The sequence below is a fragment of the Rhodococcus sp. SORGH_AS_0303 genome, from assembly GCF_030819335.1.
Classification (GTDB): domain Bacteria; phylum Actinomycetota; class Actinomycetes; order Mycobacteriales; family Mycobacteriaceae; genus Rhodococcoides.
In genome coordinates this window covers 606,420-623,306 of record NZ_JAUTBO010000001.1, presented here as the reverse complement: position 1 = coordinate 623,306, position 16,887 = coordinate 606,420, and the positions used below count along the sequence as shown (strand labels likewise).

General features: G+C 69.5%; 13 protein-coding genes. 8 read left to right on the top strand and 5 right to left on the bottom strand.

The features are described from left to right. Positions 1–48 precede the first annotated feature (48 nt). Entirely contained in the window at positions 49–732 is a 684-nt protein-coding gene (gene thiE, locus QE449_RS02905; protein ID WP_056442251.1) for a thiamine phosphate synthase, read from the top strand. 3 nt (positions 733–735) lie between these two features. Here thiE and QE449_RS02900 read toward each other — a convergent pair whose 3' ends face one another. Next, positions 736–1,428, bottom strand: a complete 693-nt coding sequence (locus QE449_RS02900) for an NUDIX hydrolase (RefSeq protein WP_307108176.1) — start codon at positions 1,426–1,428, stop codon at positions 736–738. A gap of 118 nt (positions 1,429–1,546) precedes the next feature. On the opposite strand from QE449_RS02900, the gene QE449_RS02895 reads away from it, so the two are divergent. From QE449_RS02895 to QE449_RS02885, 3 genes are read left to right on the top strand one after another with little or no spacing between them, the layout of a single operon-like run. Further along, positions 1,547–2,857 carry a hypothetical protein gene (locus tag QE449_RS02895; protein WP_051613449.1) on the top strand — a complete coding sequence of 437 codons (1,311 nt, stop codon included), beginning with the start codon at positions 1,547–1,549 and terminating at the stop codon, positions 2,855–2,857. Then, entirely contained in the window at positions 2,857–3,828 is a 972-nt protein-coding gene (locus QE449_RS02890; RefSeq protein WP_307108175.1) for a glutamate ABC transporter substrate-binding protein, read from the top strand. The genes QE449_RS02895 and QE449_RS02890 overlap by 1 nt, the downstream gene beginning before the upstream one ends. A 2-nt stretch (positions 3,829–3,830) precedes the next feature. Further along, on the top strand, positions 3,831–6,152 hold the full coding sequence (locus tag QE449_RS02885; RefSeq protein ID WP_051613448.1) for a serine/threonine-protein kinase: 2,322 nt from the start codon (positions 3,831–3,833) through the stop codon (positions 6,150–6,152). Here QE449_RS02885 and QE449_RS02880 read toward each other — a convergent pair whose 3' ends face one another. Together QE449_RS02880 and pta are read right to left on the bottom strand one after the other, a co-directional pair. Beyond that, positions 6,153–7,340 carry an acetate kinase gene (locus QE449_RS02880; protein WP_027506225.1) on the bottom strand — a complete coding sequence of 396 codons (1,188 nt, stop codon included), beginning with the start codon at positions 7,338–7,340 and terminating at the stop codon, positions 6,153–6,155. Further along, positions 7,337–9,454: a phosphate acetyltransferase gene (gene pta, locus QE449_RS02875; protein ID WP_027506224.1), complete on the bottom strand. Its 2,118-nt coding sequence runs from the start codon at positions 9,452–9,454 to the stop codon at positions 7,337–7,339. The genes QE449_RS02880 and pta overlap by 4 nt, the downstream gene beginning before the upstream one ends. Before the next feature lie 159 nt (positions 9,455–9,613). Here pta and QE449_RS02870 point away from each other — a divergent pair, with 159 nt between their 5' ends. Next, positions 9,614–11,020, top strand: a complete 1,407-nt coding sequence (locus QE449_RS02870) for a DHA2 family efflux MFS transporter permease subunit (protein ID WP_307109664.1) — start codon at positions 9,614–9,616, stop codon at positions 11,018–11,020. Further along, complete coding sequence (locus QE449_RS02865) at positions 11,013–11,483, top strand: MarR family winged helix-turn-helix transcriptional regulator (RefSeq protein WP_307108174.1); 471 nt, start codon at positions 11,013–11,015, stop codon at positions 11,481–11,483. Before QE449_RS02870 ends, QE449_RS02865 begins: the two co-directional genes overlap by 8 nt. Here the strand turns inward: QE449_RS02865 and fgd are convergent. Further along, positions 11,443–12,456 (bottom strand): glucose-6-phosphate dehydrogenase (coenzyme-F420), encoded by a 1,014-nt coding sequence (gene fgd / locus QE449_RS02860; protein WP_027506222.1) that lies wholly within the window; start codon positions 12,454–12,456, stop codon positions 11,443–11,445. The genes QE449_RS02865 and fgd overlap by 41 nt on opposite strands. 160 nt (positions 12,457–12,616) lie before the next feature. Here fgd and QE449_RS02855 point away from each other — a divergent pair, with 160 nt between their 5' ends. Continuing rightward, positions 12,617–13,726, top strand: coding sequence for an LLM class flavin-dependent oxidoreductase (locus QE449_RS02855; RefSeq protein ID WP_056442245.1), 1,110 nt, complete (start codon positions 12,617–12,619; stop codon positions 13,724–13,726). Further along, positions 13,723–15,543: an FAD/NAD(P)-binding domain-containing protein gene (locus QE449_RS02850; protein WP_307108173.1), complete on the top strand. Its 1,821-nt coding sequence runs from the start codon at positions 13,723–13,725 to the stop codon at positions 15,541–15,543. Before QE449_RS02855 ends, QE449_RS02850 begins: the two co-directional genes overlap by 4 nt. On the opposite strand, the gene QE449_RS02845 is transcribed toward QE449_RS02850, so the two are convergent. Continuing rightward, positions 15,525–16,871 (bottom strand): HNH endonuclease signature motif containing protein, encoded by a 1,347-nt coding sequence (locus QE449_RS02845; RefSeq protein ID WP_307108172.1) that lies wholly within the window; start codon positions 16,869–16,871, stop codon positions 15,525–15,527. The two genes, QE449_RS02850 and QE449_RS02845, sit on opposite strands and share 19 nt — an antisense overlap. Positions 16,872–16,887 lie beyond the last annotated feature (16 nt).

Sequence of the window (16,887 nt, the reverse complement as noted above, 5' to 3'; positions counted from 1 at the left end):
CCGGCCTCCGGGCTTCCCGCAGAAAAGGTGGGTACTACATTCACACTCGTGACGACTTCGAGGACCACCGCCCGCGAGCGGCTCGCCACCGCTCGTCTGTACCTCTGCACCGACGCCCGCCGCGACACCGGCGACCTGGCCAAGTTCGTGGACGCGGCGCTGTCCGGGGGCGTCGACATCGTGCAGCTCCGCGACAAGGGGTCGGCGGGCGAGAAGAAGTACGGCGCCATCGAGGCGAAGGACGAGCTCGCCGCTCTCGCGGTCATCTCCGCCGCGTGCCGCCGTCACGGCGCGCTGATGGCCGTCAACGATCGTGCCGATCTGGCGCTCGCCTCGGGCGCCGACGTGCTGCACCTCGGCCAGAACGATCTGCCGGTGCACTACGCGCGCCGCATCGTGGGCCCGGACGTCGTTATCGGGCGCTCCACGCAGAACCGGGCGCAGGCCACGCTCGCCGACATCGAGGACGGCGTCGACTACTTCGCCACGGGACCGGTGTGGGCGACTCCCACCAAGCCGAACCGTTCGGCCGCGGGCCTGGACGTCGTGCGTGAGGTCGCCGAATCGCATCCCACCCGGCCGTGGTTCGTCATCGGCGGGGTCGAGGAGAACAACGTCGCGCAGGCGCTCGAGGCGGGCGCGTCCCGCATCGCGGTGGTGCGGGCGATCACGCAGGCTCGCGACCCCGAGGCGGCGGCCCGTCGACTGCTCGATCTGCTGCCGTCGGTCTGACCGTCAGAGTCCGTCCGGCGACAGGACGGTGACGTCGGCGGGAACCGCCGAGCGCACTGCGTCGTCGGCCGTCACGACGACGACGCGTAGGTCGGTGTCGTTCCGGACGGCGGCGAGCGCCGCGTCCACGTTCTCGGCCCGCACGGTGTCGACGATCCACCCGAAGCTGCCGACGGCGAGTCGTACGGTGCGCGCCGGGAGGTCGTCGGGGGCGTCGGCGGCCAGGACGGCGCGGACGGGCACGGTGCGCAGCGACGGCCAACTCTCGGCGAAGGCGGGGTGCAGCGGCAGCGAGTCCACCTCGTGCTCGGCGACCCAGCGCAGTTCGGTGCTCTCACCGTTGGGAACCGTGTCGAGTTCGCGCTCCGCATCGGCGATCACAGTGGTGTAGGACCACCCCGAGTCCTCGACCTTGGTGACGTGCTCGTCCCGCACGGTCAGCAGGTCGTCCGTGATGCCCGCCTCCTCGCCGGCCTCGCGCACGGCCGCGTGGACGGCGCTCTCGTGACTGTCCCTGGCACCACCGGGCAGCGCCCACGTCCCGCCCTGATGACTCCAGGCCGCACGGTGCTGCAGCAACACCATGGAGCCCGCCGACCCGGTCGGAGCCCGCAACAGCAGACCGGCCGCGCCGTGTCGTCCCCAGTGCCGGCTCCCGTCGCTGCTGAAGACCCAGCCGTCCCCGTCACCGCGCATGGTTCACCGTCCGCATTCCCCCACCTTATTGCTCCTCGCGTTGCCTGTGCTCGGACCACGGTGGGCCTATGCTCGAATCCGGACATGAGGGCGACCGATCGCGCGGGAAGGGGTCGAGGTGTCACAGCAGACGAGTGCGCTGACTCTGCGCGCGCCCGTCGACACCCGCTCCGAACGGTCGGAGTTCCTCCGTTCCACTCCCGTCCGGCTGTTGGCGGTGGGTCTACTGGTGGTCGCGACGCTCGTGACCACCGCTCTCGTGACGACGCTGTCGGTGTCGGACCGCCAGCGCACCCTCGAACTTCTGCTCGCGCGCACCGAGCCTTTGTCCGATGCGGCGCAGAACCTGTACGTGCAGCTGTCGGTCGCGGACGCGACGGCGGCGACGGCCTTCCTCTCGGGCGGTCTGGAACCCGGCGACGTCCGTGGTCGGTACACGGACTCGCTCGGAGCGGCGGCGGGCGAGGTGGTCCGCGCGTCCACCGGACTCGCGAGCGACGACGCGACGTCGCGGCAACTGCTGGCGACGATCTCCACGAACCTGCCGCTGTACGCCGGCATCATCGAGACCGCGCGGACGAACAACCGCGTCGGCAATCCGGTGGGTTCCGCGTATCTGGCCGAGGCGTCGACCCTCATGCAGAACACGATCCTGCCGTGGGCCGAGGAACTGCACGCGGAGAAGTCCGGTGACGTGTCGGATGCGCAGCGCCAGTTCGCGACACCACCCTGGTCGGCGTTCGTCGTGCTGGGCATCACCGTGCTCGTGCTCGTCGGCGCGCAGATGTTCCTGAGCCGGAAGACCAAGCGCACCGTCAACGTCGGTTTCGCGGGTGCCACGGTGGGCGTCGTACTGCTGCTCGGCTGGATGCTCGTCGCGGGGCTCATCTCCTCGACCGCCACCGACCGCGCTCTGGTGCGCGGCGCGGAGCCCCTGGACCTGCTCACCACCAGCCGGATCCTCGCCCAGCAGGCACGCGCCGACGAGACCATCGGCATGACGCGGCGCGGCGGCTTCGCCGACTACGAGAAGTCGTACTCCGACGCGGTGTCCGGCCTCGCCGACACCCTCGGCACACTCGCGCACGACGACGACACGCACAGTCCCCGGATGGACGACGCCCGTGCGCTGGTGTCGCTCTGGACCAGCTCGCACGACCGGATGAACGCGTCGCTGGACGTCGGCGACTTCGACACTGCCGTCACCATCGCCACCGGAACGGCTGCCGGCGACTCCAGCGACGTGTTCGGTCGGCTCGACTCGGCTCTCGTCGAGGAGATCGAGGCGTCCCGCGCGTCCCTGCGAGACGACGTCCAGCGTGCGTCGGGCGTGCTGGCCGGCCTCACCGTGGGCACCGGCATCGTGTGCGGCCTGGCCGTGCTCGCCGTCGTGGGCGGTATGTGGTCGCGTATCCGGGAGTACCTGTGATGCGCCGCGCGGCCGTGATCGCCGCCGCGCTCCTCCTCGTCCTGACCGGCTGCGCGGACACCACGCCGGTGCCGGAGGCGCCGGACCGCGCCACCGTCGCCGAACCGCTGCCCGACGGGGCCACCGGCGTCACCCCGGGCGCACCGATGCCACCGGCAGAGGACTGCGGCGACCCCCGTGCGAGCCTGCGGCCCAACTACGCGGCACCCGACGGCGCACCCGTACCCGCTCCGAACGTCGACGCGATCCGCGCCCGCGGGCGCCTCGTCGTCGGGCTGGACACCGGCAGCAATCTGTTCAGCTTCCGCGATCCCGTGAGCGGTGAGATCGTCGGCTTCGACGTCGACATCGCCCGCGAGGTCGCCCGCGATCTGTTCGGGGACCCGGACCGGCTGGAGTACCGCATCCTCGCGTCCGCCGAGCGGATCGACGCCCTGGCCGAGGGCGAGGTCGACATCGTCGTCAAGACCATGACCATCACGTGTGCCCGGCGCGAACGGGTGACCTTCTCCACCGTGTACTACCAGGCGGATCAACGGGTCCTGGCCGTCAAGGGCTCGGGCATCACGGGTGTCGGTGACCTCGGCGGTCGGCGCGTGTGCGCCGCGGCGGGCACCACGTCGTTGCTGCGCATCCAGCGTCTGCAGCCCAGTGCCCAGATCGTGAGCGTGCCCAGCTGGGCGGACTGTCTCGTGGTGCTGCAGCAGGGCGGCGTCGACGCCGTCAGCACCGACGACGCGATCCTCGCCGGACTCGCCGCCCAGGATCCGTACCTGGAGATCGTCGGGTTCTCCATCGCCGCGGAGCCGTACGGGATCGGCGTGACGCTGGGTCACGACGACCTCGTACGCGTCGTCAACAGGACGCTCGAACGAATTCGCAGCGACGGCACCTGGAACCGCATCTACACCCAGTGGTTGTCCGTCCTCGGCCCGTCTCCCGGCGCGCCCTTTCCCGTCTACAACGGCTGATCATGAGTACCGAACCCGATCTCGAGGCGACCCGGGCCTCGTTGCGCGACGAGGATCCCGACGCCACCCGCGCCGCCCTGCGCGAGCAGGACTCCGACGCGACGAGGGCCTCGGTGCGCCCCGAGGAGGACGATGCGACGCGGGCCGCGCTGCGCGAGGACACCACGGGGCGCACCTCCCGGCCGAGCCGCCGCGTACGAACCGGAAAGCGTCGTCGCCTCGGTGGTGGGCTGGTGGAACTGCCGCGCATTCCCGAGGTCGATCCCGCGACCGCTGTCATGTCGGACCCCCGCGTCCCGGAGAGCAAGCGGTTCTGCTGGAAGTGCAACGCCCCCGTCGGGCGGAGCGTCGACGGCCGGCCCGCCCATCCGTCGGGTGACTGCGACAGGTGCGGAACGCATTTCGACTTCTCCCCGCTGCTCGAACCCGGTGAGATGGTGGCCGGGCAGTACGAGGTGCAGGGGTGTATCGCGCACGGCGGACTCGGGTGGATCTACCTCGCCATCGATCGCAACGTCAGCGATCGCTGGGTCGTGCTCAAGGGCCTGCTGCACTTCGGCAACGCCGAGGCACACGCGGTGGCGATGGCGGAACGCCAGTTCCTCGCCGAGGTGACCCACCCCGGCATCGTCAAGATCTACAACTTCGTGGAGCACCCCCGCCCCCTCGCGCCCGGCTCGCAGGAGGCGCCGTCGTCGACGGGGTACATCGTCATGGAGTATGTCGGCGGTCGCACGCTGCGCCAGATCATGACCGACAACCCGACGCGCACGAAACTGCCTGTGCAGGAAGCCATCGCCTACCTCCTCGAGGTGATGCCCGCACTGGCCTACCTGCACTCCATCGGTCTGGCGTACAACGATCTGAAACCCGAGAACGTCATGGTGACGCAGGACCAGATCAAGCTGATCGACCTGGGCGCGGTGAGCCAGCTCGAGGACTACGGGTACCTGTACGGCACGGCCGGGTACCAGGCACCGGAGATCGTGCGGACCGGACCCACGGTGGCGTCCGACATCTTCACCGTGGGGCGCACTCTCGCGGTCCTGACGCTCGAGATCGCCTCGGAGCACGGGCGGTACGTGGACGGCATCCCGGAGGACGCGCCCGTCCTGCAGGAGTACCAGTTCTTCGCCCGGCTGCTCCGACGCGCGACGGCCGCCGACCCGCTCACCCGGTTTCGCAGCGCCGACGAGGCGGCGAGTCAGCTCAGTGGTGTTCTACGCGAGATCCTCTCGCAGCAGACGGGTGACAGCCACCCGTCGCTGTCGTCGGTGTTCAGCCCGCAGCGCACCACCTTCGGCACCGACGAGCAGGTCGCCGTCACCGACGTGTACATCGACGGACGGCACCGCGTGGCCAGGCTGGATCCGCGCGACGTGGTGGCCGCGCTTCCGGTCCCCCTGATCGACACGTCGGACCCGAGCGCGCAGCTCATCGCCGCGGCCGTGCACAGCGAACCGCACCAGACGCTCGACTCGCTGCGCCTTGCCCGCGAGAACGGCCTCGATCGCACCGTGGGCGACGACTCCGTCGGGTCCGTGGAAGCGGTGCTGACCGAGGCCCGCGCGTATCTCGATCTGGGCGAGGGAGATTCGGCCGCGGAGGTGATGCGCAGGCTGGACGACGTGACGGGCAACTGGCGTGTCGACTGGCACCGCGGCACCATCGCGCTGCTGTGCCGTAACTTCGTCGACGCCGCCGACAAGTTCGACTCGGTGCTCTCCGCGATGCCCGGCGAGGTCGCACCCAAGCTCGCGCTCGCGGCGACGGCGGAACTGTTGGCGCAGCAGACCTCCGACGACGGCCACGACACGTGGTGCGCCCTGGCCGAGACGATGTACACCACGGTGTGGCGGACCGATCGCACCATCGTCAGCGCCGCGTTCGGTCTCGCCCGCAGGCTCGCGGAACGGGGTGCGCTGCTCGACGCCATCATGACTCTCGATCTGGTGCCCGCCACGTCACGGCACTACTCGATGGCACGGATGACCGGCGTACTGACACTGCTCTCCGGCTCCGCGGCCGACATGGACGAGGGTGCGCTCTACGAGGCGGCGCGGCGCGTCGAGGCGCTGCCGGCGCGCGAACCCCGTGCGCTGCAACTGCGGACGGTCGTCCTGGGCACCGCGCTCGAATGGATGGAATCCGGGCACACGCCCGAGTCCACGGTGCCGCTGCTCGGCGTGCCCTTCACGCGGGACGGCCTCCGGACGGGCGCCGAGACCGCCCTGCGATCCCTCGCTCGGACCGCGCGGACCCGGTCGCACCGCTTCGCCCTGGTGGACCTGGCCAACGCGGTGCGGCCCAAGTCCCTCTTCTGATCAGCCGATCAGGGCCACCGCGGCGCGGGCGATGGCCAACTCCTCGTTGGTGGGCACCACGAGGACCGTCACCGGGGAATCGTCCGTCGAGATGACCCGGATTCCCTTGCCGCGCTCGGCATTGCGCTCCTCGTCCAGTTCGATCCCGTACATCTCGAGGTCCGCCAGGGCCGCTGCGCGCACCTCGGCCGAATTCTCGCCCACGCCGGCGGTGAACGTGACGACGTCCACGTGGCCCAGCTCGATCATGTACGCGCCGAGGTAGCGCCGCAGGCGATGGACGTACACGTCGAAGGCCAGGGCCGCGGCCTCGTCACCGTCGTCGATGAGGCGCCGGAGCTCACGGAAGTCGGTGACACCACTCAGTCCCTTGATACCGGAGCGGCGGTTGAGCAGTTCGTCGATGGCATCGACATCCATGTCGGCACTGCGCCGCAGGTGCATCACGATGCCGGGATCGATGTCGCCGCTGCGGGTTCCCATCACGAGCCCCTCGAGCGGGGTGAGGCCCATGGACGTGTCCACCGCGACGCCGCCGCGCACGGCCGATGCCGAGGCGCCGTTGCCGAGGTGCAGCACGATCTGGTTCACGTCCGACGGCGACCGTCCCAGATGCTCTGCCACGCGGCCACTCACGTACTCGTGGGACGTGCCGTGCATCCCGTACCGCTTGATGTCGTGTTCGGCGGCGGTGGCCGCATCGATGGCGTACGTCGAAGCGGCGGCGGGGAGGGTGTGGAAGAACGCCGTGTCGAACACGGCGACCTGCGGCACGTCGGGCAGCTCCCGGCGCGCCACCTCGATCCCGCGCAGGTTGGCCGGATTGTGCAGGGGCGCCAGCGCACTGAGCTCGTCGATGGTGGCCACGACCGAGTCGTCGATGAGGGTGGGCTCGCTGAAGACGGTGCCGCCGTGCACCACTCGATGCCCCACTGCCGTGATGCCCGCCTCCGCCAGGGGCAGTCCCGCGTCGGCCATCATCTCGAACGCCAGCCGGAGGCCCGTGACGTGATCGGGGATGTCGGTCGTCTTCTCCGTCGTGTCGTCGCCGCGGGTGACGGCCACGCGCCCGTCGGCGTCCCCGATGCGCTCGACGATGCCCTGCAGGACGCTGTGTCCCGAGTCGGGGTCCACCACCTGGAACTTCACCGACGACGATCCCGAGTTGACGACCAGCACCGTGCTCACTTCGCGACCTCCAGACCGTCGGTACCAGACTGGGCCTGGATGGCGGTGATCGCCACGGTGTTCACGATGTCCTGCACCAGGGCTCCTCGACTGAGATCGTTGACGGGCTTGCGCAGTCCCTGCAGGACCGGTCCCACGGCCACGGCGTTGGCGCTGCGCTGCACCGCCTTGTACGTGTTGTTGCCGGTGTTGAGGTCGGGGAAGACGAACACGGTCGCCCGGCCCGCCACCTCGGAGTCGGGCAGTTTGGACTTCGCCACCGACGGGTCGATGGCCGCGTCGTACTGGATCGGCCCCTCCACCAGCAGATCCGGCGCCCGGTCGCGGACGAGGTCGGTCGCCGTCCGGACCTTGTCCACGTCGGCACCCGATCCGGAATCGCCGGTGGAGTAGCTCAGCATCGCCACCCGCGGCTCGATGCCGAACATCGACGCGGTGGCCGCGGACGAGACGGCGATGTCGGCGAGCTGTTCCGACGTGGGGTCGGGAACCACGGCGCAGTCGCCGTAGGCGAGCACCTTGTCCGCGAGACACATCAGGAAGATGCTCGAGACCGTCGAGACCCCGTCCATGGTCTTGATGATCTCGAAGGACGGCTTGATCGTGTGCGCCGTGGTGTGCGCGGCGCCCGAGACCATGCCGTCGGCAATGCCCTTGTGCACCATCATGGTTCCGAAGTACGAGATGTCGGACATGATGTCGCGGGCCTTGTCCTCGGTCATGCCCTTGTGCTTGCGCAGCTCGACGTACTCCGCGACGAAGTCGTCCGTGTACTCCGAGTTCGTCGGATCCAGCACGGTGGCCTCGGACAGGTCCACCCCCAGTTCCCCGGCCCTGCGCGTGATCGCCGCCTCGTCACCGAGGATGGTCAGGTCCGCGACCTGCCGTTGCAGCAGTCGTCCGGCCGCGCGCAGGATCCGGTCGTCCGACCCCTCGGGCAACACGATGTGCTTGCGGTCGGCGCGGGCCCGGTCGATGAGCTGGTACTCGAACATCTGCGGCGTCACCACCGACGGCATCGCGACGTCGAGGCGGCCCAGGATCTCGGCGGCGTCGACGTGGCGCTCCATGAGCGCCAGCGCCGTGTCGACCTTGCGTTGAGATCCGACGGCCACCCGCCCGCGAGTGGACGCGGCCACACTCGCGGTGTCGAAGGTTCCGAGTTCGGTGGTGAGGATCGGTAGTCGGGGCTGCAGACCCTCGATGAGCTTGGCGATCATGGGATGCGGTGTCAGTCCGCCGTTCATGACGATGCCGGCGAGCGACGGAAACCCCTCGGCCTCGTGGGCGTTGACGAGCGCGAGCACGACGTCGGAGCGGTCGGCCGGAGCGATGACGACGACTCCCTCGGTGAGTCGCTCGAGAATGTGCTCGGCCGTCATGCCGCCGACCATCACGCGCAGGGCCTCCCGTTGCAGCAGTTCGGCGTCGCCGCTGTAGAGCTCGCCCTTCATCGCGTGCAGCAGTTCGTCCATGGTCGGTGCGACCAGCAGCGGTACCTCGGGCAGAGCCCACGCCGGCACGTCCTCGGTCGAGAGCTGCGCGATGACGTCGTCCAACGCGTCGGGATCGCACCGGTTGGCGACGATGCCGGCCAGATGGGCGCGGTGCGTCGACAGTTCCGATCGACACACGTCGGCGAGGTGGGCGATCTCCTCGGGCGTGCGTTCGGAGCCACGCAGCGCGAGGAGCACCGGGGCGCCCAGGTTCACGGCGACGCGCGCGTTGAACCCCAGCTCGCTGGGACTGGCGATGTCGGTGTAGTCGCTGCCCACGATCACCACGGCATCGCACTGGGACGCGACGTCGTGATAGCGGCGCACGATCTCGGCGAGCGCGGCGTCGGGATCCGCGTGCACCTCGTCGTAGGTGACGCCGAGCGACTGCTCGTACGTGGTGTCCGCGGTGGTGTGGTCGATCATGAGCTCGAGGATGTAGTCGGTCTCGGACGACGACCGAGCGATCGGCCGGAACACACCGACCCGAGCCGTCGAGGCACCGAGCATGCGTAGCAGCCCCAACGCGATGGTCGACTTGCCGGTGTCCCCCTCGGGCGACGCGATGTAGATGCTGGAGACGGGCGAACTGGGCGTGTCTGCGGGCGCGGCGACCATGGTCTCAGCCTAATGGGCGCGCCGCCGCGGTCGTCCGAGACGATGTCCCGCGGTCGGGCTGTGATCCCGGGAACAACTCCGCACTTTCTTAGCCTACGCAAGCATAATACTTGTGTGCCCACAACTGTCGCGTCAGGCGGTCTCGACCAGCGTCACAAGATGATCGTGCTGGCCACGTGCTGCCTCAGCCTGCTCATCGTCTCGATGGACGCCACCATCGTGAACGTCGCGCTGCCCGCCATCCGCGCCGAACTCGGCGCATCCGTGTCCCAGCTCCAGTGGACCATCGACGTCTACACACTGGTGCTCGCCAGTCTGCTGCTGCTGTCCGGCACCACCGCGGACCGTGTGGGGCGGCGCCGTGTCTTTCAGATCGGACTCGTCAGCTTCGCCGTCGGCTCGCTGCTCTGCAGCCTCGCCCCCACCGCCCCGTTCCTCATCCTCGCGCGCATGATCCAGGCGATCGGTGGGTCGATGCTCAACCCCGTCGCCATGTCGATCATCACGCAGGTCTTCACCGGGAAGGCCGAGCGTGCCCGGGCGATCGGTATGTGGGGCGCCGTGGTCGGCATCTCCATGGCCCTCGGTCCCATGCTCGGCGGACTGTTGATCGAGATCTCCGGGTGGCGGTCCGTCTTCTGGATCAACATCCCGGTCTGCCTCGCAGCGTTCGTTCTCGCCGCCGTGTTCGTCCCCGAGTCGCGGTCGCCCGTCGTGCGCGCGTTCGATCCGGTCGGTCAGCTGCTCGGTGTCGTCATGCTGGCCTCCCTGGTGTTCGGCCTCATCGAGGGTCCCTCGCTCGGATGGTCGTCGCCCATCACCCTCGCGGTGTTCGCCCTGTCCGCCGCCTCGTTCGTCGCGTTCGTCCGCTACGAGAACAGGCGCGTCGATCCGTTCATCGATCTGCGCTTCTTCCGCAGCATCCCGTTCTCGTCGGCGACGATCGTGGCCGTGTGCGCCTTCGGCGGATACGGAGCGTTCCTGTTCCTCATGTCGCTGTACCTGCAGGAGGTGCGCGGCTTCAGCGCGATCGGCACGGGAGCGTCCTTCCTACCGCTCGCACTCGCCACGCTGATCTGCTCGCCGCTGTCCGGGCGGATGGTGGCTCGGTGGGGTGCCCGCCCCTCGATGACCATCGCCGGTGTGGTCATCGCCGTCGCCGGCCTGACCCTCACCCGCCTCTCCGCCACCACCCCCGTCAGCGCACTGCTGGTCATGTTCGCGATCTTCGGGGTCGGCTTCGGGCTGGTCAACGCCCCCATCACCAACGCGGCCGTCGGCGGGATGCCCCGCGATCGCGCGGGTGCGGCGTCGGCGGTCGCATCGACCAGCCGCCAGATCGGTGTCAGCATCGGCGTCGCGCTGTGCGGGAGCCTCACCACCGCGGGCGCCGCGGCCGGCATCGACGCGGGGTTCGCCGCCTCCACACACACGGTCTGGTGGGCTCTGACCGCCATCGGTGTGATCGTCGCGGGCCTCGGGCTGGTCAGCGCCAGCAGACGGGCCACGCGGACCGCGGACGACGTGGCCGCACTGTTCCGCACACCGGAGCCCGCCCGTGCCTGACCGCCGGAGCCGACCGATAGACGAGGCCTGGGCCGCGATGACCTCGCTGGTCTTCGAGAACCGCGACACCTGGCGCCGACGGGTGGCGGCCGAGGTCGACATGCCGTTCAGCCGGGTGCGGGTGCTTCGGCGCCTGGTCGACGGACCGCTGACGATGAGCGGGGTGGCCACCGCGGCGGCGATGGACGCACCGGCGACCACGGTGTGCGTCAACGAACTCGAGTCTCGCGGCTACGTCCGCCGCACCGTCGACGACAGCGATCGTCGCAGCAAGCGCGTCACGATCACCGACGACGGCCGCGCCCTGATGGACCGCGTACACGCGATCACCGACCCGGTACCCGACTCGCTCGCCGACCTCGGCGACGAGGACGCCGCGGTGCTGCACCGGATCCTGTCGGGCGCGGTGTCCTCCGGCGTCGTCAGCCCAGACGGCGCAGACGGGGCTCCAGATCGGTCTTGAACAGCTCCAGGAACCGACGCTGATCGTGACCCGGCGCGTGGAAGACAAGGTGGTTCAGGCCTGCATCGACGTACGGCTTGACCTTCTCGACGGCCTCGTCCGGATCGGAGGCGACGATCCACCGCTTCGCCACCTGCTCGATCGGCAGCTCGTCGGCGGCCTTCTCCATCTCGATCGGATCGTCGATGGAGTGCTTCTGCTCCGGCGTCAGTGACAGCGGCGCCCAGAAGCGCGTGTTCTCCAGCGCCGCATCGGCATCGGTGTCGTACGAGATCTTGATCTCGATCATGTGGTCGATGTCGCCCACGGACCGGTTCATCTTCTCCGCACCCTCGGCCACCGCGGGGATCAACTTGTCGGTGTAGAGCTCCATGCCCTTGCCGGACGTACAGATGAAGCCGTCGCCGCTGCGTCCGGCGTAGCGCGCGACCACGGGACCGCCGGCCGCCACGTACACCGGGACCCCACCCTCGGGAACGTCGTAGATCGAGGCGCCCTTGGTCTTGTAGTACTCGCCCTCGAAGTCGACGCGATCGCCCAGCCACAGCTCGCGCATCAGCGACACAGCCTCGCGCAGACGCGCGAACCGCTCCTTGAACTCCGGCCACTCACCGTCGAATCCGGTGGCGATCTCGTTCAGAGCCTCACCCGTACCCACTCCGAGCATGATCCGGTTCGGGTACAGGCACGCCATCGTCGCGAAGGCCTGCGCGATGACGGCCGGGTTGTAGCGGAACGTCGGGGTCATCACCGACGTGCCCAGCTGCAGAGTCTTCGTGCGCTCACCGACCGCGGTCATCCACGCCAGCGAGAACGGTGCGTGGCCACCCTCGTGGCGCCAGGGCTGGAAGTGGTCGCTCACGGTCGCCGAGTCCATGCCCGACGCCTCCGCCTGCACCGCGATCTCGACGAGCTCACGTGGACCGAACTGCTCGGCCGACGCCTTGTATCCCAGCTTCAGTTCCTGTGCCACGCCGAACTCCCTCGTCTACCGCCGAACCCCGGTCACCGTCATGTCTATCAGTCGAGGCCTCCGATCCGCCCGAGGCCTTCGAATCGCAGTGCGCGCAACCCTGTCACCGAGGTGGGCAGCCCGGCACCGTGGGAGGTTGCACGAGCGCGAGGAGGCTGTGGTGCGCTTTCAGGTCCTGGACATCGTCTTCAATCCGCCCCACCCCGTCACCGGGGAGGTGGTACCCGCTGCCGAGCGGCTCGACCGAGTGGTCGACCTCGCCGTGCTCGCGGACCAGCTGGGAATCGACTCCTTCGCGGTCGGCGAGCGTCACGCCGGGGACGTCCTGTCGTCGAGCCCCACGGTGATCCTCGGCGCGCTGGCACAGGCCACGAACCGGATTCTGCTGTCGACCGGCGTCACGGTGCTCTCGGTACTCGACCCCGTGCGTCTCGCGGAGGACCTCGCGACCGTCGACCAGCTGAGCCACGGGCGGCTCGAGATCGTCGTCGGCAAGGGCAACGAGGCGTGGCAGTACCCATTGTTCGGGAAGGACATCGCGCGCCAGTACGAGTACCTGACCGAGAACTACGAGTTGTTCCGTCGACTGATCCGCGAGGAGAACGTCACGTGGTCCGGGCAGCACCGGACTCCGCTCGAGAACGCCACCACTCTGCCGCGGCCGTTCGCCGGTCCCTTCCGCGTCTGGCACGGGTCGGCGACGTCGACACACGCCGTCGACCTCGCGGCCCGGTGGGGTGACCCCCTCGTCACGGCCAACGCATTCCAGCCGCGGGAGAACTACGCCGTCCTCGTCGACCGCTACCGGGAGAAGTACGCCGAGGCCGGGCACGATCCCCGGTTCGCCTTCGTCGGGTCCGGCTCGGGAGGGCTGTTCCTCGCGGAGACGACCGATCAGGCCGTCGAGCAGTACCGCCCGCTCTACGAGGGTGCGGTGGCACAGGCCGACCAGCGTCGGCACGATCCCGGGGCGGTGGGCAAGGTGACGAGCTTCCGCTCGATCGAGGAGGCCGTGGATCGCGGTCCCGCGCTCGTCGGGTCGTCGGAGCGCGTCGCCGAGAAGATCGTGGACTACCACCACGCATACGGGCATGTCCTGCAGTCGGTGTCGATCAACCACCTGCTCGAACCGGAGCACCAGAAGGACATCCTCCGCCAGTTCGCCGAGGAGGTGGTGCCGCGAGTGCGCAAGGAACTTCCCGAACCACTGCTGTGGGGCGAGGACGATTCCCGGCGCGCTGCGGGCTTCACGGCGGGACCGTACTCGTGAGCATCGCGTTCGTGGGCGGAGGACCCCGCGCGACCGGCATCCTCGAGCGGATCGTCGGCCGGGCCGACGAGCTGACCGAACCGATCGACGTCCATGTCGTCGACCCCCACCCGCCGGGTGCAGGGCGGATCTGGCGACGGAACCAGGACCCCCTGCTGTGGATGAACTCCGTCGCGGCGGACGTGGCCATGCTGCCCGACGGGTCGGGCGGTCCCACCCTCGCGGAGTGGGTGACGGCGAACCGGGACACCCTCGTCACGGATCCGGCTCTGCGGGAGGAGGTTCTCCGTTTCACCCCGTCGTCGTTCGCGTCCCGGTCGCTGCAGTCCCACTATCTCGCTCACGTCTTCGAGAGCGCGGTGAAGGCGCGGCCGGATCGTGTTCGAGTGCACGTGCACCGGGCCTGCGTCGTCGACATCGAGGATCGGGGTGTCCACCAGCGTCTGATCCTCGACGACGGCACCGTGCTCGAGGTGACCGATGTCGTTCTGGCGCAGGGCCAACCCGACACTCGGCCGCCGGCAGACGTCCAGGCATTCGCCGCCCATGCCGAGACCCACGGTCTCCGGTACATCGGGCCGGGATACACAGCCGACCTCGACCCGGCGCTGGTTCCCGAGGCCGAACCCGTCCTGATCTCGGGCCTCGGTCTCGCCTTCGTGGACTGGATGGTGCTGCTCGCGGAGTCACGCGGCGGCACCTTCTCGAGCTCCGGTGACGGCACCCTGGTGTACACGGCCTCCGGCCGGGAACCCCTGGTGTACGCCGGATCTCGACGCGGGGTTCCGTACCACGCCAAGATCTCGTACTCCATCGCCGATGCGGCACCGCCTCTCCCGAGGTTCTTCGTACCCGAGGCTTTTCCCGGGACGGAGACGCTCGACTTCCGTACGGCGGTCTGGCCTCTCGCGGTCGCGGAACTTGCGTGGGCGCACTATCACGAGCTGTTCCGCTCCCACCCCGACCGTGTCCGCGGGCCGTTCATCGAACTCGAGGCCGCCCTGGGCCGTGACGGCGCCCGTGCAGTCGGTGAACTGGTCGAACGAATGGTCCCCGATCCCGAGGACCACTTCGACATCGACACGCTCGACCGACCGCTGCGGCACGCCCGATTCGACTCAGCGGCCGATGCCGCAGAGCAGGTGCACCGCTACATCGAGGCAGACCTGGCACGACGGCGCGACCCCCGCTTCAGCGCGGACGCCGCCGTGTTCTCGGCCCTGCTGTCGGTGTATCGGACTGTGGGAGAGCTCGTTCGGACAGAGAGACTGCGCCCGGACGACGTCGCGTCGCAGGTGGAGGGACAGCTGCATTCCTTCTTCAGCTTCCTCGCGAGCGGTCCCCCGCCCGAGCGCCTGGAGCAGCTGCTCGCACTCGGCCGCGCCGGAGTCATTCGCTACCTCGGCCCCGAGGTGCGGTTCGAGGCGTACGGTGACGGCTTCCGGGCGACCTCGCACGTGCACCACGACGTGGTGCGAGCGCGGACGCTCATCGAAGCCCGACTGCCCAGCGCGTCCATCTCGCGCAGCGCCGACGCCCTGCTGCGATCGCTGCACGAGCGCGGTGAGGTCCGCGAGGTGAGTGCGTCTCCGACGAGTCCGGCCAAACTGGCCGTCGACGGCTCGTCCCGCGTGATCGACGCATCGGGCACGGCGCACCCCCATCGGTACGCGGTGGGAATGTGGGTGGCGGGCCACGCCTGGTCCGGCGCCTTCGCCCGGCCCGGCATCGACGCCGGCTTCTTCCGGCACAACGACGCGATCGCCGCGGATCTCGTGGCCGGCCACCGTGCTGTGTCTCACCCGGCTCGACGCTGAACGAGCAGCTCGTACAGCTGCGTCTCCACCATCGTGGTGGGAAGCGGCAACGGTCCTGCCGGCGGAGCCGAGTCGTAGGTGTGGCCCGTCGGCGTCCGGAATCTGACGATGTGGCCGCCGTCGACGTGCTCGACGACCCGCTGGGCCTCCCACCCCTCCGCGTCCTTCGCGTAATTGCAGGCGGCGCACAGTCCCATGCCGTTCTCCGCCGTCGTCGGGCCACCGAACCTGAAGGGGCGTATGTGGTCGTGGTGTCGGATCGGCGCATCGCACCACGGTGTGCGGCACGTCCGGTCGCGGACGTCGATGTAGTGACCGAGTCCCGCCGGGAACACACGCGCCGTCGAGTCCATCGCCGTGAGCTGTCCCGTCGACGGGACGGCGTAGAGCCGCCGCAGGGTCGCACCGACACTCCCGCCGTCGATGCGGTCGGCCACCGCACGGCGGGCCACTTCGGCGGGAACCATGCCGTAGCCGGGAACGTGCGCGGCCTCGTCACCGCCGGCGAGCAACGACTCGTCGGACATGACCAGCTGCACCGCCACCGGGGGACCCGCCGCTGCATCTCCCCCGGTCAGGCGCTCGAACAACAGGTCCGCCATCACCTGATCACGCGTTCGACCCTCGGCACGGCCGGCTGCGACGAGCGCGTCCGCGTCTCGGCGCAACGTGGCGTACACGCACACCGCCTTGTCCATCGGCAGCAGCGCCGTCGCGTATCCCATGAAATCCGGAGCCGGACGCACGCTCACGCGGCGCTGCGCAGCCGCACGCGCGTTCCTCCGCACCACGGCCGCGGCATCGAGCTCGACCGCCGCGGCCACCGCGAGCGCGACCACCTGCTTGTCGCCCTTCCCTTCCAACGTCGAGGCGTCGGCGCACAACCGGCGATCGACCTCCCGCCGGTCCGCCACGGTGAGGTGCGCCGTCTCCCGCACCAGCAGCATCGCGCGGTACTCGCTCAGGCGGCCTTCGCGCATCGACTGCAGGGTGTACGGCATCTCGTGCACCAGTGCCCGTGCGAGTCCGAGGTATGTGCCACCACGCCGGTGTGACTCGCGACGTGCCAGACCCACCTGTGACGCGATCCCGAGATCCCACTGCTTCCTCGGCAGCCCGCGATCACGCCGATCGGCTCGAACGCTCGCCGCCACCCCGGCGGTCACTACCGCCTGCGTCGCCGCGCCCACGCACTTCAGGGCTTCGATGGCCGTCACGGCATCGATTCCTTCCCGCGCCGACCCGCCGTCCTCCACCAGCCCCAAACGCGCTGTGAACAGCCGTATCTCGTCCACCGACGGTGGGTGCAGCTCTACCGTGTCGTTCATCGATCTCCCCCCGGAT